Source organism: Microcoleus sp. K4-B3, assembly GCF_036704615.1.
GTDB lineage: Bacteria > Cyanobacteriota > Cyanobacteriia > Cyanobacteriales > Microcoleaceae > Microcoleus.
Genome location: NZ_JAUBSF010000066.1, coordinates 1 through 22,876 on the forward strand (window position 1 = coordinate 1; position 22,876 = coordinate 22,876).

The following is a 22,876-nucleotide window of genomic DNA, read 5'->3' on the forward strand; positions in this document are numbered from 1 at the left end:
AAACTTATCTTTAACTGAGCTTTCAGATATCGTGAGCTCCTGCTCTTGGTTGGCGATCGATTATTCAGCAAACCCTAATTAGGTAGGCTACTCTATGCCTTAAGAGTTACCAACAAAGGTATAAACCCGGTTTCTTCCCTTGTGGAGCGGGCTTTCCAGTCCGCCTCCGCAGCTATAAGTTCGATCCACAACAGCTTGATTAAGCTTAACAGCAACCGTACTCAGACTTTAATACAATCCTTAAACCAGCGCGGCTCAAAAAATTGTTGCTGGACTTCAGAATTTTCTCAGAATTGATAGTTAGTTTAAATAGACAACGATCGCCCGATTCAATCGATCGAGGAAATTTCCCATGACAACAGATTACCTCATCGTCGGCAGTGGTTTATCAGCACTGGTTTTCGGAGCTTTGATGGCAAACTCCGGCAAAACCGTGCACATCCTCGAAGCTCACGAGCACCCCGGAGGCTTTGGTCACACCTTTACGATGGCCAACAAATACACGTTTAATGCCCAATTCCACTACGTTTGGGACTGCGGCGAAGGACATACAGTCAATCGAGTTCTCAAAAAACTCGGTCTCGATCGAGATGTCACCTTTGAACGGTACGATCCGAATGGCTACGACCACATGAGAATGCCTGGGTATGCGCTGGATATTCCCTCGGAACCAGAGGAACTGATCCGCAGATTGTCGGCGCTGTTTCCCGAAGCGGGCGAGAGAATTCGCAAATTCGTCAACGAAGTCGAGAAAACCGGCGCGGGACTCAGAAAACTCGCTCCTCCCGTCAAACCAATTGAATTGCTCAAAAATTTCGGTGACGTATTTTGTGCTGTCCAACACCTCAACAGTACACTTCAGGACGTTTTCGACAAGTTCCAACTCCCGCAAGCCGCCCAAACCCTATTAGCCCTGCAATGGCCGGACTTTTTGCTGCCACCAAATCAGCTTTCTTTCTATGCTTGGATTGCCTTGTTTAGAGGCTATCAAGAAGGTGCCTTTTACCCGACGCAGCATTTTGAAGATGTCATCAATTCTTTAGTTAAGGTCATTGAATCCAACGGGGGGAAAGTTCTACTAAACCATGAAGTCACCAATTTTAGGATGACAAACAGAACAGTAACGGGAGTTGAAGCGATGGATTTGACCACCCATCAAACCCATGAATTCACGGGCGACACGGTGATTTGCAACCTTGACCCGAAAAGAGCGGCCAAGATGATTGGAGAGGAACTGTTCTCTAAAGCTGTGCGGCGCAAACTAAACTATGAGTATTCTGCATCTAACTACATGGTGTACTGCGTTGTCAAAGATATCGATCTCCGAGACTATGGATTTGGCAAGTGGAATACGTTTCATTCCGAACATCTGGATCTAAATGAAGCATTTGCTCAAATGTACGAGCAAAATGATTTTTCTCGTCCGAGTTTTGCAATTACAACGCCAACTTTACTGACGGAAGCGCGGCGGGATTGTCCAGAAGATTGTCAAATTGTCGAATTTCTGACGGTTGCTAATTACAGCTATTTTAAACAGCTTTGGGAGAGCGATCGCAAAGCTTACAGACAGAAGAAACAAGAAATTCTGGACTCGATTTTAGATGTTGTTGAAAAAGACTATGTTCCGAATTTCCGCAAACACATGGTATTTCATATTACCGGAAGTCCGACGACTAACGAGCGCTTCTGTTGGTGTCCTAACGGTAATTCCTACGGTTCCAGCCTGACGCCGCGCAACATGGGGGTCGATCGACTCAATCATGAAACATCCCTCAACAATTTCTATTTCTGCAACGCTTCCTCGGGCTATCCAGGATTTGCACCGACATTTTGGACGGGGGCGCTGCTTTATCAACGTTTATCCGGCGATGCGATTTTAGGCTAAGGAAAATTGGCAATTGGTTATTTTCCTGTTTCTCTCGTTCCTTGGCAAAGCCAAGGAATGAATTTCACTCTTGCTCTGCCTCTTCTTAAAAATCTCACGTTTCTGCTCTCGTTATCTCGTTCCTTGGCTCTGCCAAGGCATGAATTTCTGGAGGCTCTGCCTCCTCTTAAAAATGACGAGGCACAGCAACAGTGAAATGGGTTCCCAGGTTCTATCTGGAAACGAGAATTTCTTCCTTCTTCCTTCTTTCTTCTTCCTTCTTCCTGACATCCGTTACATCCGTTACATCCGTTACAGAATCCGTTGCCGAACTTCCTTCTATCAATCTAGGAGTGAACTATGAGAATTGCAATTGTTGGGGGCGGAGCGAGCGGTATGGCCGCAGCCTACTGGCTCGATAAACAGGGGCATCACGTCACTGTGTTGGAAAAGCAGCCGATTTTAGGCGGACACATTCGGACGCTCAACAAAAATGTTGCGCCAAATCAATCTGAGTGCAATGAAATATTAGAAAATGGGGTGCTGGAATTTCCTACGGTGTTTGACAATTTCGTGGCTTTTATGCAAGAGCTAGGGGTTGAATTAGAACCCGTGCAGATTGGTTCCGCGCTGTTTCTTAAAGATGGCGATCACTTTTTGTCTAAGGTCTCTATCCGGAAAAATTTTACCGGAATCCAACGCCTAATAGAGTATTTGCGGCTCGATAGTATCTACGCTCGTTCGGCTGCATTTATTTTAAAAATGCGGTTTGCTAAACAGCACGATTTCTACGATATGCCACTTTCTCAGAGTTTGAAAAGCTCGTGCATCCGCAATTATTGGCTGAAGTTGCTGACGATGTACAGCTACTCGATACCGTTTGAATCGCTCGACAATTTTCCGTCGGAATTAGCGCTGCCTGTTCTGCGCGACTATGCCTCGGTCAACTGGGTGAGGATTAAAGGCGGGGTGTATTCTTACATTGAAAAGATTCTGGAACGGTTTAAGGGCAATATACTGCTGAATGTGGAGATTGCCAAGACTGTCAGAAGTGCTGATGCTGTACAAATTGTGCTTTCTAATGGGGAGAGTCAGGAATTTGATAAGGTGGTTTTTGCGATGCCACCAGACCAAGTGATGAGGCTGTTGTCTGATCCTACGGATGCGGAAACGAAGCGGTTTTCGGCGTGGAAAGGCAATTATGCAACGACTGTGCTGCATTCGGATACATCAATGTACGATCGCTACGGCATCCGCAAGTTATCAGAATTTGATTTTTTCGAGACGGACAAGGGATGGGGATATAATGCGAGCTTGAATCAGCTTTGCGGCATCTCCTCGCCACGAGAGTACAGCTTAGCGTTTCAACTCGAGGAGTCGATCGCCAAAAAGGACATTATTCACATTCAGAAACATCACACGCCGTTATACACTGTCGAGTCTTTTCGATATCGAGATGAAGTTATCGAGACTAATGGCGAGAACAACACTTATCATGCGGGAGCTTATTTGGGGAATGGTTTGCACGAAGGAGCTATTACCTCTGCTTTGCGAGTCGCGAAATTAATCGGGTGAGCTCAATTGTGATCCTACAAACTCTCGCAAATATGGGTAAATTTCTTGCCGATGCAGCACTCTCACAACAGTAATGATATCTGCATCAAAAATTAAACCAATGCGAGAGCCGCCGACTCGGATGCGAGATTGATTTTTGCCGCTGACTAAGCTGGGACACCACCCCCCGCAGTTAAGTAGACATCATGGCTCACAGATGCGGGCATGGTTGACCCCCCTAACTGAGTACCCTCAAAGTTGGCTCCCATCAATGTGGCCCCGCTCAAGTCGGCTTCGCTCAAGTCTGCATAGCACAGCCTAGCCCAATCGAGGTTTGCCTGCACCAAAGAAACTCCCACCAGATTTGCCCTGGTTAAATCTGCTCCCATCAACTTGACGCCCCGCAACTGAGCCCCGCAGAGATTGGCAGCTAACAAGTTCGCGCCTTCCAAGTTTACCCCGTTCAGTTTGGCTTCGCTCAGGTTGACGCCATTGAGATCCGTCCTGCTCAGGTCGATGCCGTTGATGTAAGCTTTCCTGAGATAGATGCCTGTTAGTTGAGCGCCAAAAAGCCTTGCACCGCTGAGTTTTGCCCCCCCGCAGTTTGCCCAGTTGAGGTTTGCTCCCGTGAGATTCGCGCCCCGCAGGTTGATGAATTGCAGGTCGGCTGTACATAAATTGGCGTTCCAGAGGGTGGCGCTCCGCAGGTTGCTACCTATGAGTTGGGCGCCACTCAACTTTGCCCTGGGCAGTTTTGCTTTGACAAGGAAAGCTCCGCTGAGATTGGCTTTCGTTAGCTCTGCGTCCGCTAGTCTGACTTGGCCCATTTTGGCAAAACTCAGATTTGCCCTGTAAAGGTTTGCGTCGTTGAGTTCTGCTTTGGTGAGATGCGCCCGACTCAGGTTAGCTCCCGACAGGTTAGCCCTCGAAAGATTTACCCCGACCAAGATGGCTCCGCTGAGGTTTGCTCCGCTGAGGTTTGCGCCAGCAAAGTCTCTGTTTCCATTTTCGTACTCTTTGAGCAGCTCGGTTACTTCCATAGTCGTCAGATTCCTAATAGCGGAAATTTATCTAGAAATACGCACTTTTTATAAGTATTTTATATCACACGGAGCGGATGCGATCGCACTTTAAAGAAAGCTGGAAATTACTTTATATTTCTAAATATACTTTGTTCTTTTTCAATAGTCCAGAAAGTTTTTAGGCCGTAGTCTGAAACCCTTGATTTTCCGTTGAAAGCTTTTGTGCCTCGGCAAGCGTTGCTTGCTTTTATACGATCGCCCTGAAACCCTTATTCTAATGTTGCCACTCAAAAGCTATCAGAAGTCTTGCATTAACAACTCTATATATTCATTGGTAACTTTTGTATAATTACCTTTTTCACTTCTGTCGTGCAGTGATTATATATGCTCGGAGTATCCATCTACACACAAATATGCTTATGTGTTATGGCTACCACCTAAAAAATTACTAATTTATTGACAGATTTTTCCATTATTTATAGAAAATTAATCTTTTTGTTGTCAACTGTGGCGAACAGCTTTTTTTAATTAAGACTGCAAATTTGTTCGTTGTGTTTGCGCCAGGTGTGGCGAAGGCTGGTCTAGTCGTAGCTCCATATTTTATCTACTGTCATTTTTCATTAAAATTAGATATGGAACAGCTTAATAAGCGAGAATTATTCTCTGTTGTGTCGCTGCTATTCTACGAGCGTGCTTTTCAAGATTTCCTTTAGTCGATCGCGGTTAAAAGTAATTTTCAGACATTGTACTTCTGAGGGATTTATCGATATGCCTAACGGTAGAGGCTATTCGTTCAAAACCTAGGGGATAATCTACAGCAGATTGTACAAAACTAACAGCGAGTAATATATGTATAGGATCGCCCCCTCTACTGGCAGTTAGGCAGATGTGTCAATCTATGTTATGCTGAGTAAAAATTGAGGAACGATCATGTCCAAAGAAAGAAAAAGCAACAAAGAAGTCAAAAAGCCAAAGAAACAACCTGATGGTGTTGCTAAGCCGAAGGATGACAAAAAAAATTATGGTGGCACGGACAGCCATAAGTAGAGATAGCTGCGACTCTCGGGATTGTGATTAATTTTGTTCAAGTGTCATTACTATCGATTTTTAACAAATTTAAATATCCTATTTTGGGATTATCCTAAAACAGGTTTATTATATCTAGGGAATATGCAGTGCTAAACCCAAAGTATAATGAAATCTGTTTTTAGCGATGAATATGAAACCTTCCGTTGCTGTATGATTGCGGCTCGTAAAGAAGCGCAACTAACTCAGGAGTCTGTTGCTAAATCTCTTAAAAAGCCCCAGTCTTTCGTAGCCAAATATGAAAACGGTGAAAGACGGTTAGATGTAATTGAGTTTCTGTTAGTTGCTCATGTAATTGGTGTAGATCCTTGCGATATTATTAGGAAAATTTCACACAAAATATCTGAAGCATCTTGTAATGGCGAGATATGAATACACAAGATGTAATCAGACTTGCGTCCCAATATGTCGATCGGTTATCGGGTCACACTTTCGACGTTTTAGAGGTATCTAAACCTGTTACCTTAGATGCAGCGGTGAACCTGTCTAAAGTTATCTCAAAGCTTTCGCCCTTAGTCGGAAATTTAATCGAATTTAACACCGTTGAATTCTTGAATCAACAAAAAGAGTTCGCTGAATTTGGAAAGTGGCATAGGCAAGATCCGGGATTTCCAGATACTATTTTCCTCGGCATAGTTCAACCCGCCCGGATTACAAATTAAAGCGTGGTTTCCACTAGCAACAGAGATAACAGCACGTTTCAAAGATAGTCAGAATTACTTTAGGTTCGATCAGACCTACGTTGTTATGCTGGCATGGCTACCCGATAAAATCATCTATGGCAAGTCTCGCATTCTTGATGTGTGCGTTCTCTCTGGTTTATCGGTAGCTGTAGCGAGAGATACCCACTATCATAATCCGCCGGATTATCTTGTTTTAGAGCCGGAAGATACAACTCCAAGAACAGCAAATTTGCAACAAACCAATACCAGTGGATATAAATTCCAAGGCTCTGCTGATACCAATTCACTATGAACCTGCACTTAATATAGCTTCAAGGATATAGTCCCAACCACAGAGAGATAAAACTTCTTGATTCGTGAGAGATTTGATAATTATATCTACCTGTTCTTTGAGTTTATCTAAACTCGAATAATTTTCCCACTTGAGGTCTTTTTTTGTATGTGACCACAATCTTTCAATCGGATTCAATTCAGGACTATAGGCTGGTAAATATATTGGCATTACATGATCATGCCAGTCTAATAAGAGAGCTTTATGAAAGCTACCATTATCCATGATAATTAGATTGAAATAGTCTGAGTATTTTTGGGCAAATCCATTTAAAAACTCTTGAAAGCAGTTGTGATTGAGCTGAGAAAATTCTTGATAATATTGTTCACCTGTTGCTGGCTCTACGACTCCATAAATATAAAAGTTTCCTCGTTTCCATTGCTTTTTGCCAATGGGTTTTACCCCCTTTAATGTAATCATTCTGCCCTGCATAGTAATCAATCCAAATCTACTCTCGTCCTGACACCATATCCTTACAGGCTTGGAGTTTCCGAAATATTTAATCATTACTTTGATGAGCTCACATAGTTTTTTTTTGAAGCTTGCCTGCACCTCTTCGTTCGCTTTGTTACTTTGGGGTCTTGGGACTTTCAGGTCTGCTTTCAATTTATAATGTACTAGGTCATGTACTACTTTATAGCTCACTTTAATTCCGCATTCTTTTTCTAGCCAGAGCTGTAATTTGCCAGAACTTGTTTCTCCCTGGGGTTCTTGCAGTTTTTTGATTAATTTTTCTCTCACTTCGGGTGGAATATGTGGAGCCTTTCCGGGAGCTTTTTTAACTGTGAGTAATAAGGTAATTCCACCTTTTTTGTAAGCTCTTAACCAACGATATATTGTTGAAAAGTCTCGCTTCAGCATCGTGGCTAATTCTTCTCTTGTTTTGATTTTTTTTGTGGTAATCCAGTATAATAGCAGTAATTTTTCTTGTGCAAACTGCGGTTATAGCCCGTTCGAGTCGATGCTCTAGTTCCTCAACCGTTTCCTGGATTTCTACTTTAAATTTGTTGGCCATATTGGATCTCCTCTACTTTTAGCATAAATTTAGTGTACCTTCATAGTGAATTGGTATGAGGAATTTTTAGAAGCTGAGAAAATAGTTGATTCATGGGGTACTCCAGGAAAAGTCTACCAACCAACTAGAGAGTATCAGCGCCTTCTGCGGGAGCTACGGATACGCTATGAATATAGACTAGATACAAATTTTGCAAAGATGGACAGAATTGTACATCCAGGCATTGAGGAATTTAAGCGACGTGTCTACAATACTGAAGTTTCCGGTATGACTAGACCTCTTGCAAAAGTCATTATGAAAGGTTAAGTTCATAGTTATAGATGCCTGCAATCAGGTTGAAGCGTAAACCAAATCTACGTCGGCGATTTCGGTAACGTTCCGACAGAATCCGAAAAATTTTCAGTTTCCGATTGACGTGTTCAATGACAATACGTTGGGTTGCCAGAGTACGGTTTTCCTGCCGTTGAACCTGAGATAAATTAGAGCTTTTGGGCTTTTTAGTAGGTATCTGACTAAAGGCAAGAAGTTTGGCAATTCCTTGATAACCCTTGTCACGCCAAAGCTTAATTGTATTGGCTAGCCTAACTTTACTGAAGAATGAATAGGCACCAGGAATGCCTTCTGCCTTTACCATGAGCTATGCAGATAATTGCTCCCGTCTTTTGATTAACCACTAATTGCGACTTCAAGGTATGATACTTTTTTTTACCGTTCAACACTTGTCGTTGTTTTTTTTTGGACGCTCGACTGGACTTTCGGTCACATCGACCACAACTACTTCTAAAACTGAGTCCGGTTGCAGCAGTGCTTTTTTTCCGGGTAAACTAAACCGACCTTAACGAATCAATGTGTCCTTGCCCGTGTCTCACGATCCGGAACGCAGTGGATTCATTGATGTTCCAGCTTTGAGCAATGTGAAAGTAGGTACGATACTCTCGCCAATATTGTAATGCCAGTAGTACCTGATCTTCTAAGCTCAGTTTAGGCCCACGACCGGGTTTGGGTTTCTGAAGTTGCTGTTGTTTTAGAACTGACACCATTTCTGCAAAAGTTGTAGACCCAACGCCACATAATCTCTTGAAGGCTTCTGGCTTTAAGCTTTGCACTTGTTCGTAAGTCATCAGTTTTTCCTCTCAATCACCTCACTATTGCCCTTATTGGGGACTTTTGCAAGAGGTCTACTGTTGGTCGGTGGAATAAGCTTTTCTCAAGTCGCGTAGAAGAGAGTATCAAGAAATCCCTACAAGATTATCTACAGATTAGAGAAGAGAATATTGATGAAATCATTGATTAAATCTCTGTACACCATAGTAGAAATAGTCTGGGTCTATCTCGCAAGAAAAGGCTTTTCGTTTTAGTTTACGTGCTGACAAAGCTGCAGTGAAAAGTCCACCAAAAGCTTCCCATATAACATCGTTTTCATCGCTAGAAGCCTCAACAATAAGGTTCATCATATCCAGAGGTTTTTGGTTGAGATGTACTGCTTTTCCAGAGATAGTTTTAACTCTCTCATCGCCCCGTAAAGCTTGACGATCCCAAACGTTTGTAAAACCGTGAGGGCATCTAAATTTCGATCGCATTTTGCTCCATTCTTGTCCCGTTAAAGGCTGGTTACCATCCACAGAAAAGTAGGGTTTTCCTTGAGGATTACCATACTCATTTGCATAGTTGACTAACTTTTCAAACATCTCGGTCGGAGGAAAATACCACAAATGCCCTTGATCGAAGTATTTCCTGGTTGCTGCATCCACTACCCCGCAAGCATCGTTGGCTCGTCGTAACGGCAACCCAGAGCGTTTCCACTCTCGCAACAACCACGTCTTTAAGGTAAGTTCATTAACTATTACTTCTCTGACATATTGAACGCAGACTTCTGTCACGACGGGGAACCTGCGAATTTTTTGTGTGTTAACATTCCCTGCGATATGACCTTTTCCCTTGTTCCAAATATTGGAATTAACATAGCGCCAACCATACTTTTCTAGAAGTGGATGCACAACAGCCCAACCAATCTCTGAATTCCAAAACCAGAGTGTTGTGCATGGCATTGCTGCTTTTGACCATGCCTCGATATGAGGTTGATACCAATTAGGTAAATCAATGTGATCGGACGTGTCTCCTTCAAACCCAAGAATACCGTAAGCTCCATCTGAAACGATGACAGTAGGTTGCTCCCAATTGTCGTATTGCTGGAGACTATCGCCGAGATATAAAGTAACGTATTCGTCACTCCATGCAGAAAAATTAAAGTTGGTATTGAGATTAGCTACTTTGCCACGACCAACAGTGCTGCTCGCTTTGCGTTTTGAGATGCTGGGAAAATTCGCTTCTGCGTTAGGACTCATTTGTTGACTTACGTGACTCTAAAAATTAAGTACCAAGATTTTATCCTGTTTTGGGATATTCAGGGTAAGTGATGCCAAAGTTAACCTACCTACTTCCGCTTTCTTGCCAAAAAAATATAGTTCGATCGCCCAAATCTATCACAGCGATATCTCAGTCACCGCAATATTACCCCCAAAACACACGTCAACATCAGTCCCCGCCGCCCGATCGCGCGCTCCATATTCTCCCGCATAATAAAAGTATTTTCCCTCCACGCGGTACACCACAGGCAGCGGCTGGGTCGAAGGTTGGCAAAACACAATTTCCGGTTCCGCACTTCCCGGCGCTAAATGCGGCAAATTCACATTCCAGAAACACCCCGACTTTGGTTCCCGGTTGAGCAAATCCGCCAACACCCGCGATGTCCAACGAGTAGCGACATCCCAATCTATTTCGAGCGGCCTTTTAATTCGGTGGGAAATTGCGATTCCCGGAATACCGTGCATGGCTGCTTCCCGCACAGCGGCAACCGTACCCGAAATATACACGTCAACCCCCAAATTGCCGCCCGCGTTAATACCCGAAAGTACCAAATCCGGCTTCGCACAAACGTGATGAAGAGCGATGCGCACGCAATCGGCCGGTGTTCCCCCTACAGCATATTCAAAGGATGATCGCCGATCGACATGAATCGGACTGTGGGTCGTCACTTGATGCCCGCAGCCCGACAATTGCCCTTGGGGAGCCACCATAATTGTTTTGCCGCTGACAGCCTGCAAAAGTGCCTGAATTCCCGGAGCGTCTATGCCGTCGTCGTTGGTTAAAATAATTTTCATTAAAAATTTGTCTGTTTGTAAGGTTATTGTGTCACTCGCAGGCGAGCCGATGCAATCTCAAATGGTAGGGGACGCGGGGATTGTGTCGATTTTAGATTTGAGATTTTAGATTTTAGATTTACTCCACAGATGAATCTGGAAGATTTAACAAGAGTCTAAAATTTTTGGCTTTCCACGACATTAGTCGGGGGCTTGTACCCGTTTTTGGGCGGTGTCTGCATAAGGTTAAGTGTAGTGGACTTACGCACTGAGACTGGACTCGACCAGGTTTTTTCAGCGGTACCCAGGCTCTCCACGCCGTATTTTAGTCTCTCTAACCCGGTTTCTGCGTCCGGGAATAGTTACCAATTCTATATTTACTTACTGTGCAACTATATTTTACTTTCGCGTACATCTGGCGATCGGCAAACATCTTCTCAAATTTTGTATAAATTACTACTTAAATGTGGTAGAATTACGTAGTTACTGGTTGTGACAACCGATGGTACCAAAAGTTGCAATAACGGATATTTAACCGTGGAATCCATCAGCAACAGTTATCCTAGCGCTTGCGACAAAACCAAGTTTACGAAAAGTTTAAGAATAAACCTCGCACCATATTGTTTTGGTAAAGGTATCAAAAATGTATAGACAAACACTTTTAAATGATCGAGGCTGTAAATAGATACCAGAAGAAATCAATAAAGTCAATCCCTCCAACGATATAAACGAGGTATTACTCTTATGAAAACCAACTTCGCCCAACCGCTAACTGCCTGTATAGCTACCGCTGGTTTAGCAATTGCTTCTTCATTACTAACTGCAACGCAAGCCCAAGCATTCAGTTTATCCGTGGCTCCTGAGTACGGTACTACCAACGGCATTGGCACCGGCGCTACTGCAACATTGGACTTCAACGTTGTCCAAAGTGGAGCCGATTTGCTCCTGAATTTGGGCATCACCAATACCACTGGCACTCAGGCTACAGCCGGTGGTGCAACAAACTCTTCTCTCGTTGCCGTGGCATTTGACGTATTGAGCGGCGTTAGTGCATCGGTTAAATCGACCTCAGGCAGCACTTTTTCAAAGTTTTGGCAAAACGTTGATATTAGCGGTTTGCACAACGGTTTCGACTATGGCATTAGCACTCCGCGCAATAGCTTTAATGGTGGCAACGCTAATGGAGGCTTATATAAAAATCAGTCTACTTTGGTTAGCTTTTTGCTAACTGGCAGCAGTCTGAGTGCGGCTCAGGCAGAAAGTGCTTTCTTGACGGGATTTCAGAATGGTACGCTTAAGGCAGGGGTTCGCTTCCAGCAGGTAAGTGGGTCTAATGTTGGTACCAGTGACAAAGTTATGGCGGGAGTTTCCGCTGATGCTGAGCCAGTACCCGAACCAACCACTATCGCAGGTATGGTGATGGGGTTGGGAAGTTTAGTAGCAGCCCGCCGCAAGCAGGCAAAAAAAGCTCTTGCTTAAATTTTCTCAGGGGTGCGGGCCATCCATCGGAAGAAAAGCTCGCCGCATTTCTAGTGAATTCAGCTTAACTTCTAGTATCAATTCATAAGAGCCAGCGCAGCTATCCCACCTCTGGCTCTTATTTTTGCTCTACATTGACAAAATCTCAAAATCCCCAGAAAATATCAACCAACTTGTGGTAAGTTTTTGTGTCGGTTGCTATGTCCAAGCAATCTTCTGCAAGTTCAGTTAAACGCGCTCACAGCAATGTTTTTGCCAATTCTACCCTTAGCTCAAGCAATCCCGACACCTGCGACCCAACAAGTCATCATCCAGCGAGAATTTTCGATACCGGAAAACGAACTGGATTTGCCAGCACCTCCGACAACGGCCCCGCTGAACACTGTGACGGTGCCCCAACAAGTGCGCGTTTTGCCCGGAAAACTCGACAATATCCCCGTTTTCAACAGCAACAGCCCCGAAGTCGTGCAAACCGAAGGCATTTTGCTCTCCACATTTCCCCCGGAAGGAAAACAACAACCTTCTGCACACTTAAACTTTCCCTTCAAAGGCCGATTTGACATCTTTGCCCACCACATCGCTAAAGCTAAAAATCGCGCAGACACTCGCACCTTATTTCAAGGAATAATTGTCCGCAATCCTAACTCGGAACCTGTTACTTTAAAAGTATTGCAAGGAGCGACCTATTTAACGCGACCCGATGCTTTGTTTGTCGATTTGCCGTCGTATTTAGAGAATCGATTCGGCACTGTGTTTGCGGGGCCTGGAAGCCGCATCACGAGCGATGTGCTGCGGGGATACAGACAAGCCATTTTGCCGGCTGCGATCGAGATTCCGGCGAATCAGAGCCGAATGCTGATGAATTTGCCGATACCTGTGGGGAATGTCACGCCTTCTTCCAACGGTCGATCGACTTTAATGCGAATGTCGAGCAGCAATTCGGTTTATGTAGCATCATTAGCCATGTTTGTTCCTAAAAGTCAAGGAGGAGTCGAGCAAGATCCGACTTTAGAACAGTGGGAAAATATTTTAAATACCAAAGGTTTAGCGGGGCCGAGAGATTTAGCACCAACTCCGAGAGGCGAAAATCCGGTGCAAAAAATTTACGGCCGCGTTGCGGGAGTAGCCGAAGGTTCCCAGTGGGAAGCTAAAATTACTGACAATTCGAGAACCGATTATTTAACTGTTCCCAAGCGCGGCGAGTCATTTTCTTACGCTCTGAGCACAACGGATACGGGTACTTTTGGCACTGGTCAAGTTCAAAGCGCTAAAATGTTAGCTCGCTATCCCGATACTGCTTACTTAGCTAATGGTAATTACGGGATTCAATACAACTTAACTTTTCCACTTTACAACAAATCTCGCGAGTCTCAATCTGTTAGCATTAAAATGCAAACACCGATCAAAGCAAATACAGAATCGGGGGGATTGATGTTTTACGATCCTCCCGAAAATCGGATATTTTTCCGAGGTACGGTGCGGGTAATGTTTAATGATGATACGGGCAAGACTTTGACGCGCTACATTCACATAGTGCAGCGCCGGGGACAGCAGGGGGAACCTTTGGTGAATGTGAATATGAAGCCGGGGGAACGCCGTTTGGTGCAGGTGGATTTCTTGTATCCGCCGGATGCGACGCCGCCCCAAGTTTTGACAGTGCGATCGAGTAATTAGTTGGTGGTTATACCAATTTAATATGAAGCTGCACAGAACATAGAGCCAGTAGGTTGAATCTTACTGGCAACAATGATAAAGTTTAGACAACTGTCGAATAAGGAGAATAGTTATGTCTGTTCAGATGCAAAGACGGCTATTTACAGTACAAGAATATCACCTAATGGGTGAGGCTGGCATTTTGAGCGAAGATGACCGAGTAGAATTGATAGAAGGAGAAATTGTTCAAATGGCTGCAATTGGTACTCGTCATGCAAGTTGTGTAAAGCGCCTGATCGCTGTGTTCTCCGATTTGGAGAGAAGACGTGCGATTATAGGCGCCCAAGACCCGATCCAGTTAACTGAACGCACCGAACCTCAACCGGATATTGTATTGCTGCAACCTCGCGCTGACTACTATGCTACTGCACATCCAGTACCATCTGAAGTTTTGTTGTTAGTTGAGGTTTCTGATAGCACTGTTGATTTCGATCGCGATGTGAAAGTACCTAACTATGCTCGTGCTGGTATTCAAGAAGTATGGTTGTGGGATCTTGAGATTAATTGTTTAGAAGTTTACCGTTTTCCGACGGCAAATGGCTATACTTCAATGCAAAAGTTTGAGCGGGGAGAAATGGTGGCGCCGCTAGCTTTTCCTGAGTTTGAAGTAAGCGTTGATTTTATTTTGGGTTAGAGCGATATAGAATTATAGCCTTTCTGGTGTAACATGAGGTGTTCTCGTGGGCGATCCTCTTCGAGGGCTTCGCTAACGGGCGATCGGGGAGCGGTTGGGAGCGGTGCGTACCTCATTTTATTGAGAACCGCTATAGATTGAATATTATAAACTCTTAGCTGATTGACAGTCAACTGTCAACAGTTAACTGTCAACTGTCAACAGTTAACTGTCAACTAATTAAAGCGTCAAAGACTGAGGATTTGTCTCAATCAATTTCGCTAAATCTTGCAAGAATGCCGCAGCATCAGCACCGTAAATAATCCGGTGATCGCAAGTAATATTCACCTGCATTTGGCGCTTCACTCCCATCAAGCCTTCCTCGTTTGCCACTACTTGCGGCCGCGAAGAGCCGATCGCCAAAATCGAGCCTTGATTCGGCGGCAAAATCGCGTCAAACTTGTCTACTCCAAACATTCCCAAATTGGAAAGAGTAAAAGTTCCCGTGCTGTATTCATCAGGCTTCAACTGCTTGGTGCGGGCGCGATCGACTAAATCCTTCCAAGTGCGCGAGAGCGAATAAATATCGAGGCGATCGGCATTTTGCAGCACCGGCGTAATCAAACCGCCACCGTCCATCGCCACCGCTACCGCCACATTAATATCAGCGCGGTATTGAATTCCCGACTCCACATAACAAGCATTCAGCAGAGAATGTTTTTGTAAAGTTACTGCTACTGCTTTCGCCAGCAAAGCCGTCATCGTGACGCCTTTCGACTTAATTTGTTTGTAAAGTGTGTCCAGCTTGTCAGTAGTAATTGTGTAGCCGACGCGGAAAGACGGCACGCTCAAACTTGCTTCCATATTCCGCACCACCGCATTTTGCAGCGCATTCATCGGTACTCTTTGGCCGGAAAGTGCCACCGCCGGGACTGGTGCGGGTGCGGGTTTGGCTGCTGCGGGGGCGGGTGCGGGTGCTGTGGGTGCTGCGGGTGCGGGTGCTGCGGGGACTGTTACCGCTTGCTGAACCGGAGCGGGTTGGGCTTTGCCGGCTGCTGCTTCCACATCCTCTGCGACAATGCGACCGTTGGGCCCGCTGCCTTTGATAGAATTCAAATCTACTTTAAATTCTTTGGCTAACTTGCGAGCGCGGGGAGAAACGACGCTGCGACCGTTTTGGCGGCTGACATTTTGCTGCAAACCTGCTGACGATGTAGCTGCGCTGACAGGAGCGGGGCTGGGAGCGGGGGCTGCTGCTGCGGTTGGGGCGGCGCTTCCTTGCTGCTGAGCGACGGCGATTTCGGCTTCTGTTTCTGCTACCAGGGCGATTGCCGCTCCCACCGGAGCAACTTCGCCCGCAGGTACGATAATTATTGCTAAATAACCTTCGTAGAAAGACTCCACGTCCATGTCGGCTTTGTCGGATTCAACAACCACCACCGTTTCGCCTTTTTCTACTTTGTCTCCGGCGGATTTGACCCAGGAAACAATTTTGCCCTCTGTCATGGTAGAACTCAGGGCTGGCATGAAAACTTCGCGAATCATCTGTAAAAAGTCCTTTTGAGTTGGTAATAGGTAATCGGTATTTGGCAATTGATAATTGGCGATTGGCCACCGGCAATACTTATTATTATGCCAGTCTCTCGCATTCTTGATGTGTGACTGTTGACTGAAAATCAATTGCCAATTACCGATCGCCAATTACCACTTACCAATTTCTAAATATCACCTCTAATTTCTTCGACTATGCCGTCACGGAGGAGAACTTCTACTTGCATTTTTTGAATCAAGTTTTCTCCCAGCCCGACAGTGAACGTGCCGTCAATTTGACCTTGACTCACTTCTTGTTCGAGGTCTAGCACCTGCACTTGCTGAAGCTGTTGCAGGTTTTGGTTTTTCTGTTCTAGCAGTTCGCTTTTTCTTTGATTCACCTGCACTTGAATGTTTTCTATTTGCTGCATTACTTGCGGGCCTGGGGGGTGCAGGTTTTGCTTTTGGATTTCTGAAACCATCCGCTGCCCTTGCATTTCTAGCTGCTGTAGCTGAGAATCTATTTGGTTGATTTGGCCTTGGAGTTGCTGTTGAGCTTCTTCTTTCCAGCGGGGAGTAACGACGACTTTAACGTTAATCGATCGCTTCAAGAGTAATTGTGGTTCCATAAAGTTGTTGATTGTCAGTTGGGAATTAGACATTAGACATTAGTCATTAGTCATTAGTTGGTAAATATTTCCTAATGGCTGAGGACTCGGACTCGGGACTCGGGTGTTGGGACAATTTTTTCTTCTCCATTCCCCAAGTCCTGCGAATATTTCAAAACATTCCGTCAATCATATCGCGGTAGTGTTCCGTCACAACCGGGCGCTTAATTTTCAGGGTTTGGGTCAGCATTCCATTTTCGATGGAAAACGGCTCCAAAATCAACCGGAACGGGCCAATCCGATCGTCCGCGCGGTATCCGGGGCGATTTTGCACCTCTCGGTTCAATTCTTTGCGGAATAAGTCTTGAATTGTCTTGCTATTCCAGTCAATTTCGTGTAATGGGGGATTCAGAGTTTCGCCCCATTTCTGCACGGCTTCTGCATTGGGGACAATTAAGGCGCCGAGGGATCTCTGGTCTTGGCCTACTAGCATAATTTGGTCGATGTAGGGGCTGCGGACGCAGGCGTCTTCTATGGGCTGGGGTTCGATGTTTTCGCCGTTGCTGAGGACGATCGTATCTTTGGCCCGCCCGGTCAAGATTAAGTCGTTTCCTGGTGTCAGCCAGCCCAAATCGCCGGTGTCGAACCAGCCTTCGGAGTCTATGGCTTTGGCGGTAGCTTGGGGATTGAGATAATATCCTGCCATGATTTGCGGCCCCCGGCCCAATACCAAGCCGCGCTGGCCTGTGGGCAGTTGCTGTCTGGTTTCTGGGTCTACTATTTTAATTTCCGTATGGGCGATCGGCTGTCCTGCCGAACCTTTGAGATTGTGCCAAGGGCGGCGCACAGTTAAAACCGGCGAAGTTTCGGTTAAACCATATCCCACCAACAAGCCGATATTCGCTATTTCAAAGAAATTGTCTAAATGCGCGGCCAAAGAACCGCCGCCACTAATTGCCCACTTAAAACGTCCTCCCGTAGCTTCCCTGACTTTTTGATAAACCAATTTTTCGGCGAGGGCGTGTACGGGCGACAACAGAATGCTTTTGGTGCGGGCGATTAGTTTTTCGGAAGCAGAAGCCGGTTTCAAACTGAGAGTTAATCCTTGGAAAATGCGGCGGTTCTCGATGTATTGCTGGCTGGCAGATAACAGGAAATTAACCAATTTTTGTTTGTTAGGTGGCTGTTCCCGAAATTGCTTTTGTACTGCCTCGTAAATCGATTCCCAGATGCGCGGAACGCTGACCATGTAGTGGGGTTTGTAGGCTTTAAAGTCTTGTTTGAAATAGCGAATATTGGTGTAAATTTGCGTGCATCCTTGGGAAAGCAGGAAGTATTCGACGCTGCGTTCGTAGGCGTGCCAACTGGGCAACATGCTGAGGGCGAATTCGCCGGGTTCGGGCTGGAGAATTGTGCCTAAGGTGGTGACTTGGTGCAGCAGATTGCCGTGAGTCAGCATGACGCCTTTGGGTTTGCCGGTGGTGCCGCTGGTGTAGAGGAGGGTGGCGAGGGTTTGAGGCTTGTGGTTGGAAGGTTTGAGGGGACGGTTGGCCCCTGTGGTCATCACTTGGGAAAATTTGACTGTGTTGAGGGTTGGGCTGGTTTCCGGTTCTTCGTCGGAGAGGAGGACGATGAGTTGGATGGGCAAATCCGGGAGGCGGTGTTGCAGTTTTCTGAGTAATGCCAGGTTTTCGACTACCAAGGCGGTGCAGCCGCTGTCTTGGATGATGTACAGGAGTTCTTCGGGGTCGGCGGTGGCGCCTCGAACAACGTTGGCGGCCCCGGCCATCATGATACCTTGGTCGGCTATCAGCCAGCGGGGACTGTTGTCTGCGAACAGGGCGACGCGGGGAGGGACTGCTTCTTCGGGATTGGCTTCAATGCCGAGGGCTTGGAGGCCGGCGGCGAATTGCTGGATTTGCTGGTAGAGGTCGGTGTAGGTGAGTTTGATTTCTGGCTTGCTGTGGGGGTCGTGGAGGGCGACGGTTTGAGGAAATCGCTGTTTGACGAGATCCCAAATTTCGGGTATCGATCGAATGGAACTGTAATCGATCAGGCGGCTGAGGTTAGCGCGTTCAATGTCGCTCATTTGAGAGTGGGGGTCAGGTGCGGGGCGGTTCATAGTTATTTTGCTGAGTTGTGCGCGATCGAAGTATTTGGTGTGAATTTAGCATCTCTACCTTTCTGCATAATAGCCTTCTGCATAATAGCCTTCTTCCGAAAGGAAGAGAATTTGACGATTTTTCCGCAGGGAATGGCTTCTTCCTTCTTCCTTCTTCCTGACCTCCGTTACATCCGTTACATCCGTTGCACAATTCGTTGCCGAACTTCCTTCTTCGATGGGACTTCTTGCTGACCTCCGTTACATCGGTTAAATCCCGTAGACTGCTTCGTTGCCGAACTTTCTTCTGTTTTAGTAAAAAACCCGGTTTCTGCGTCGGCTGCAAAGTTGGTGCGTCCGCCAGCGATGGGTTCCCTGAATCGGGACTCCAACTTCTTTGTTTAAATCCCGCTAAATACCCAGGCTCAATTCTCAATTAGTTTCTCGAATTCCTGCTACAAATTAGCATTATTTCTTTACGTTAATCCTTCTATAATGCACACATTATCGAGAATTGAACGTTTTTAATATTTAATTAAGGTGTCTGCGTGTATTTACGGTTATAAGGTAGAAGCTGTGTCCGATTAACTTTACAAAATCTTCACAATTATGCGCGACAATAGCGCTTAATTATAAAGATTCTGTAAAGATGACCGTTGAACTGTAGTCATTCTAGCTATTTTGTACGCTATGATTGGAGCCAGAAAAACCACACTTACGCAATAACCGTGCTCTACTATAAAAACCCCTAATTCCGACATTTTAAAACTTGTCAAAAAATGTTTGAAATAAGAGGTTTTTGCCCCAGAACTCCAACAGCATTTTTCAGCCAGCTAGGTAACACTAAAAAAAATTTGTGCCTAACCTAGTTAGTTGTCGGTCAAGAAAGTTGACAGAAAATTTCAACAGGGAAAGCTATGAAAAACAGTTTAGGGATACCGAATTACTTCGCTCATTCCCAAGCCTCATCACCGACTCTTCAAGCTCTTCAAAAACTCTTGGAGGAAATCGGTGCAGAACCGGCATTAATTGCAAAATTTAATACAGCCTGTGAAATTTGCGAGTTTCAGCTCGGAGATGAAATCACCCAATATCAAACCGCGGATAATAGCAACAATTTAGTTGAAGAAAAAGAAAACGATAGCAATTTTTATTTAGTTTGCGAGGGAAGAGTCAGGCTGCTAGCATTAGAAGCCTCTCAACAGCAGGAAATTTCGGCGGCGGTACTGGAACTCGGAGCAATATTTGGCACAGAAAACCTATTTATTGAAAACGGACTGCCTTACAGGGCAATTGCGGCCGGTTCTTGCCAAATCGCTCGAATTGCAGCAAGCAAATTACAGCTTATTTTAGAGGAATTCCCCCAACTGCAACAGCACTTGCAGCAAGAGTTTCAACAGATCCAGCGGTTAATATTTTTCAAGACACAAACAGATTTGCGATCGCTCGCTCCCCACCAACAACAGCTTCTGTGGCCCCACTTACTTCCTTACATAGAAGAAATCCGAATTTCTGCCGGAGTTTCCCTCGCTGAACACTGCCAAAAATCTACCAATCATTTTTGGCTCCGCAGCGGTCAAATTCAAGGTGAAGCACCGCCAATTATCGGTAGTAGCTGGGGACATTCAGAGCTGCGGAGCGACTGGAAAGCCGCAACAAACCTGCTAATTTACCAGCTTAGCGCCGAACAGTGGGAAATCGCCAAAGCCACAATTAGTTCCGAAAGCAATTCCCGCCCTAAAATCATCCGCAAACCTCCGATTTTAAGCTTAGTAACGCTGCCAAAAGATGCCAGCTCAAACTCAAAAACCGAGCTGTCAAAATTAACCGAAGTCGAGCAGCAAAAACCTGTAGGCGGAATTATTAGATTTCCCAAACCCAAGCAGCGCAAATGGTTAAGCAGCGGATACCCCTTCATTCAACAACAGAGTGCCGCAGATTGCGGAGCAACCTGCTTAGCCATGATTAGCGAATATTGGGGTAAGAAATTCAGCCTAAATTTCTTGCGCGAATTGGCAGAAATCGGTCGCAGTGGCGCGTCGCTCAAGAGTCTGGCAAAAGCAGCGGAAAGGATGGGATTTCAAACCCGTCCCGTGCGAGCTTCTTTAACTCCGCTGCGAAATCAAAATCCCTGGATTGCTCACTGGCAAGGCAATCACTACGTGGCAGTTTACCGCTTTAAAAATCAAGAGGTTTTAGTGGCCGATCCGGCTGCGGGCAAGCGGTGGATGAGCATTAAAAGTTTTACCGAAAATTGGACGGGGTACGCCCTAATTTTAGACCCGACAGCGGAACTATACCGCAATCACACTGCCGAACATCAAGGCATCAAACTTAAAAATTTTGTTGGGATAGTCTGGCCCTACCGGGCTGCGATCGCCCAAATTCTGATCCTCTCCTTGTTGCTCCAAATATTTGGTCTAGTTACTCCCCTATTTACCCAAGTAATTCTCGACCAAGTGGTTGTCAGCAAAAGCGTAGTAACTCTGCACGTTTTTGCGCTCGGACTGCTGCTGTTTAGTGTTTGGCGAACGCTGTTGGGTGTAACGAGACAGTATTTGCTGGATTATTTGTCGAACCGGATTGACCTGACTTTAATTAGCGGCTTTATCAGTCACACTCTCAGTTTGCCCATCAAGTTTTTTGAATCTCGTCAGGTGGGCGATATCTTGACGCGGGTTCAGGAAAATCAAAAAATTCAGGCATTTTTGACTCGCCAAGCTATTACGGCTTGGTTGGATGCTTTGATGGCTGTAGTTTACATCGGACTGATGGTTTACTATAACTGGCGTCTGGCTTTGTTGGTGCTGGCTTTGATTCCGCCGATCGTGATCTTGACTTTAGTGGCAACTCCATTCCTGCGAAAAGTGTCGCGGGAGATTTTTAACGAAGGTGCTAAGCAAAATTCATCTTTGGTCGAAATGATTACTGGGGTGGCGACGATTAAGGCAACTGCTGCTGAGCGAGAAATGCGCTGGCGCTGGGAAGACCAATTAACCTGCATGATTAATGCTAAATTTCGCGGGCAGAAGTTGGCGAATTCTTTGCAGGTGATCGGGGGTGGGATTAATACTTTGGGCAGCACGGCTTTGCTGTGGTACGGGGCAATGCTGGTGATTCAAGACGAGTTGACCATCGGTCAATTTGTGGCTTTTAATATGATGATTGGGAACGTGATTTCTCCTGTGCTTTCAGTGGTGGGACTGTGGGATGAGTTTCAAGAAGTGCTCGTTTCGATCGAGCGTTTGGATGATGTATTCTCTGCCCAACCTGAAGAAAGCCCTTACAAGCCAATGCTGGTGCTGCCTCGGATTCAGGGAAACGTCAAGTTTGACAATGTTTCTTTCCGCTATGCTCAGGATGAGGAACGCAATACGCTGCAAAATCTTTCCTTTGAGGTGCAAGCTGGAGAAACTGTGGCAATTGTCGGCCGCAGCGGTTCCGGTAAGAGTACTTTGGTAAAGCTGCTGCAAGGTTTCTATTATCCAGAAAAAGGGAGGCTGACAATTGACGGCCACGATATTCGGCACATTTCTTTGCAGTCGCTGCGAGTTCAGTTGGGTGTTGTTCCTCAAGATTGTTTCTTGTTTTCGGGAACGATTTTGGAAAATATCACGCTGTACAAAAACGGAAACGATGCTGCTTCTGCAAGCTTGGAAGAGGCGATAGAAGTGGCGAAGCTAGCAGAAGCTCATGCTTTTATTCAAGATATGCCGCTGGGTTATCAAACTCCTGTGGGGGAAAGGGGAACGAGTTTGTCTGGGGGCCAGCGACAGCGAATTGCGATCGCCCGCGCTTTGTTGGGCGATCCCCGAATTTTGGTTTTGGATGAAGCAACTTCTTCGCTGGATACCGAATCTGAGCGCAGGTTTCAGCAAAATCTCGCCCGCATTAGTCGCGATCGCACTGCGTTTATTATCGCTCATCGGTTGTCTACGGTGCGTAATGCCGATCGAATTTTGGTTCTAGAGAAAGGCATTTTAGCCGAACAAGGCAACCACGACGAATTGATGGCTGAACGCGGACTTTACTATCACCTCGCTCAGCAACAACTCGATATTTAAGGAAGCAGGCAGTTCGGCAACGAGTCATGTACGAGATTTAATTGCTCTAACGGATTTTTGGATTTATTAATCT

16 protein-coding genes and 1 pseudogene are annotated in these 22,876 nt (G+C 45.6%); 9 read left to right on the top strand and 8 right to left on the bottom strand.

Annotation, left to right across the window (positions count from 1 at the left end):
• Positions 1 to 352: 352 nt before the first annotated feature.
• Positions 353 to 1,885, top strand: a complete 1,533-nt coding sequence (locus QUA78_RS23030; protein ID WP_333399036.1) for an NAD(P)/FAD-dependent oxidoreductase — start codon at positions 353 to 355, stop codon at positions 1,883 to 1,885.
• 339 nt (positions 1,886 to 2,224) lie between these two features.
• Entirely contained in the window at positions 2,225 to 3,439 is a 1,215-nt protein-coding gene (locus tag QUA78_RS23035) for an FAD-dependent oxidoreductase (protein ID WP_333304057.1), read from the top strand.
• A gap of 146 nt (positions 3,440 to 3,585) precedes the next feature.
• Here the strand turns inward: QUA78_RS23035 and QUA78_RS23040 are convergent, their stop codons facing one another.
• Positions 3,586 to 4,458: a pentapeptide repeat-containing protein gene (locus QUA78_RS23040; protein WP_333304056.1), complete on the bottom strand. Its 873-nt coding sequence runs from the start codon at positions 4,456 to 4,458 to the stop codon at positions 3,586 to 3,588.
• A gap of 1,176 nt (positions 4,459 to 5,634) precedes the next feature.
• Here QUA78_RS23040 and QUA78_RS23045 point away from each other — a divergent pair.
• From QUA78_RS23045 to QUA78_RS23055, 3 genes are all read left to right on the top strand, one after another.
• Positions 5,635 to 5,898 (top strand): helix-turn-helix transcriptional regulator, encoded by a 264-nt coding sequence (locus tag QUA78_RS23045; protein WP_333304055.1) that lies wholly within the window; start codon positions 5,635 to 5,637, stop codon positions 5,896 to 5,898.
• Positions 5,895 to 6,188 carry a hypothetical protein gene (locus tag QUA78_RS23050; RefSeq protein WP_333304054.1) on the top strand — a complete coding sequence of 98 codons (294 nt, stop codon included), beginning with the start codon at positions 5,895 to 5,897 and terminating at the stop codon, positions 6,186 to 6,188. The genes QUA78_RS23045 and QUA78_RS23050 overlap by 4 nt, the downstream gene beginning before the upstream one ends.
• Positions 6,189 to 6,273: 85 nt before the next feature.
• Entirely contained in the window at positions 6,274 to 6,501 is a 228-nt protein-coding gene (locus tag QUA78_RS23055) for a hypothetical protein (RefSeq protein WP_333304053.1), read from the top strand.
• Here the strand turns inward: QUA78_RS23055 and QUA78_RS23060 are convergent.
• The 4 genes and pseudogenes from QUA78_RS23060 to surE form a co-directional block, all read right to left on the bottom strand.
• The gene (locus QUA78_RS23060; RefSeq protein WP_333399039.1) at positions 6,496 to 7,458 is read right to left on the bottom strand and encodes an IS630 family transposase; all 963 of its coding nucleotides are present in this window, start codon (positions 7,456 to 7,458) and stop codon (positions 6,496 to 6,498) included. The two genes, QUA78_RS23055 and QUA78_RS23060, sit on opposite strands and share 6 nt — an antisense overlap.
• A gap of 389 nt (positions 7,459 to 7,847) precedes the next feature.
• Positions 7,848 to 8,676, bottom strand: a pseudogene (locus tag QUA78_RS23065) (IS5 family transposase).
• Positions 8,677 to 8,838: 162 nt separating this feature from the next.
• Complete coding sequence (locus QUA78_RS23070; RefSeq protein WP_333304052.1) at positions 8,839 to 9,900, bottom strand: DNA methyltransferase; 1,062 nt, start codon at positions 9,898 to 9,900, stop codon at positions 8,839 to 8,841.
• 138 nt (positions 9,901 to 10,038) lie between these two features.
• On the bottom strand, positions 10,039 to 10,716 hold the full coding sequence (gene surE, locus QUA78_RS23075) for a 5'/3'-nucleotidase SurE (protein ID WP_333304051.1): 678 nt from the start codon (positions 10,714 to 10,716) through the stop codon (positions 10,039 to 10,041).
• Positions 10,717 to 11,439: 723 nt separating this feature from the next.
• On the opposite strand from surE, the gene QUA78_RS23080 reads away from it, so the two are divergent.
• From QUA78_RS23080 to QUA78_RS23090, 3 genes are all read left to right on the top strand, one after another.
• Positions 11,440 to 12,174 carry a PEP-CTERM sorting domain-containing protein gene (locus tag QUA78_RS23080; protein WP_333304050.1) on the top strand — a complete coding sequence of 245 codons (735 nt, stop codon included), beginning with the start codon at positions 11,440 to 11,442 and terminating at the stop codon, positions 12,172 to 12,174.
• Between the two features lie 246 nt (positions 12,175 to 12,420).
• Positions 12,421 to 13,848: a DUF3370 domain-containing protein gene (locus QUA78_RS23085; RefSeq protein WP_333304049.1), complete on the top strand. Its 1,428-nt coding sequence runs from the start codon at positions 12,421 to 12,423 to the stop codon at positions 13,846 to 13,848.
• A gap of 112 nt (positions 13,849 to 13,960) precedes the next feature.
• Positions 13,961 to 14,521: a Uma2 family endonuclease gene (locus QUA78_RS23090; RefSeq protein WP_333304048.1), complete on the top strand. Its 561-nt coding sequence runs from the start codon at positions 13,961 to 13,963 to the stop codon at positions 14,519 to 14,521.
• A gap of 219 nt (positions 14,522 to 14,740) precedes the next feature.
• On the opposite strand, the gene QUA78_RS23095 is transcribed toward QUA78_RS23090, so the two are convergent.
• From QUA78_RS23095 to QUA78_RS23105, 3 genes are all read right to left on the bottom strand, one after another.
• Complete coding sequence (locus QUA78_RS23095) at positions 14,741 to 16,045, bottom strand: dihydrolipoamide acetyltransferase family protein (protein WP_333304047.1); 1,305 nt, start codon at positions 16,043 to 16,045, stop codon at positions 14,741 to 14,743.
• Positions 16,046 to 16,218: 173 nt separating this feature from the next.
• Positions 16,219 to 16,659: a YlqD family protein gene (locus tag QUA78_RS23100; RefSeq protein WP_333304060.1), complete on the bottom strand. Its 441-nt coding sequence runs from the start codon at positions 16,657 to 16,659 to the stop codon at positions 16,219 to 16,221.
• 151 nt (positions 16,660 to 16,810) lie between these two features.
• A complete protein-coding gene (locus QUA78_RS23105; RefSeq protein ID WP_333304046.1) occupies positions 16,811 to 18,760 on the bottom strand; it encodes a long-chain fatty acid--CoA ligase in 1,950 nt (649 codons plus the stop codon).
• A gap of 896 nt (positions 18,761 to 19,656) precedes the next feature.
• Between QUA78_RS23105 and QUA78_RS23110 the strand changes: the two genes are divergently transcribed.
• A complete protein-coding gene (locus tag QUA78_RS23110) occupies positions 19,657 to 22,803 on the top strand; it encodes a peptidase domain-containing ABC transporter (RefSeq protein ID WP_333399037.1) in 3,147 nt (1,048 codons plus the stop codon).
• Positions 22,804 to 22,876 lie beyond the last annotated feature (73 nt).

Excerpts from the sequence above, each read along its gene's own strand:
- QUA78_RS23055 (WP_333304053.1), top strand. The coding sequence starts at position 6,274 with ATGCTGGCATGGCTACCCGATAAAATCATCTATGGCAAGTCTCGCATT.
- QUA78_RS23040 (WP_333304056.1), bottom strand. The coding sequence starts at position 4,458 with ATGGAAGTAACCGAGCTGCTCAAAGAGTACGAAAATGGAAACAGAGAC.
- QUA78_RS23095 (WP_333304047.1), bottom strand. The coding sequence starts at position 16,045 with ATGATTCGCGAAGTTTTCATGCCAGCCCTGAGTTCTACCATGACAGAG.
- QUA78_RS23100 (WP_333304060.1), bottom strand. The coding sequence starts at position 16,659 with ATGGAACCACAATTACTCTTGAAGCGATCGATTAACGTTAAAGTCGTC.
- QUA78_RS23070 (WP_333304052.1), bottom strand. The coding sequence starts at position 9,900 with ATGAGTCCTAACGCAGAAGCGAATTTTCCCAGCATCTCAAAACGCAAA.
- QUA78_RS23110 (WP_333399037.1), top strand. The coding sequence starts at position 19,657 with ATGAAAAACAGTTTAGGGATACCGAATTACTTCGCTCATTCCCAAGCC.
- QUA78_RS23090 (WP_333304048.1), top strand. The coding sequence starts at position 13,961 with ATGTCTGTTCAGATGCAAAGACGGCTATTTACAGTACAAGAATATCAC.
- QUA78_RS23105 (WP_333304046.1), bottom strand. The coding sequence starts at position 18,760 with ATGAACCGCCCCGCACCTGACCCCCACTCTCAAATGAGCGACATTGAA.
- surE (WP_333304051.1), bottom strand. The coding sequence starts at position 10,716 with ATGAAAATTATTTTAACCAACGACGACGGCATAGACGCTCCGGGAATT.
- QUA78_RS23050 (WP_333304054.1), top strand. The coding sequence starts at position 5,895 with ATGAATACACAAGATGTAATCAGACTTGCGTCCCAATATGTCGATCGG.
- QUA78_RS23085 (WP_333304049.1), top strand. The coding sequence starts at position 12,421 with ATGTTTTTGCCAATTCTACCCTTAGCTCAAGCAATCCCGACACCTGCG.
- QUA78_RS23035 (WP_333304057.1), top strand. The coding sequence starts at position 2,225 with ATGAGAATTGCAATTGTTGGGGGCGGAGCGAGCGGTATGGCCGCAGCC.
- QUA78_RS23080 (WP_333304050.1), top strand. The coding sequence starts at position 11,440 with ATGAAAACCAACTTCGCCCAACCGCTAACTGCCTGTATAGCTACCGCT.
- QUA78_RS23030 (WP_333399036.1), top strand. The coding sequence starts at position 353 with ATGACAACAGATTACCTCATCGTCGGCAGTGGTTTATCAGCACTGGTT.
- QUA78_RS23045 (WP_333304055.1), top strand. The coding sequence starts at position 5,635 with ATGAAATCTGTTTTTAGCGATGAATATGAAACCTTCCGTTGCTGTATG.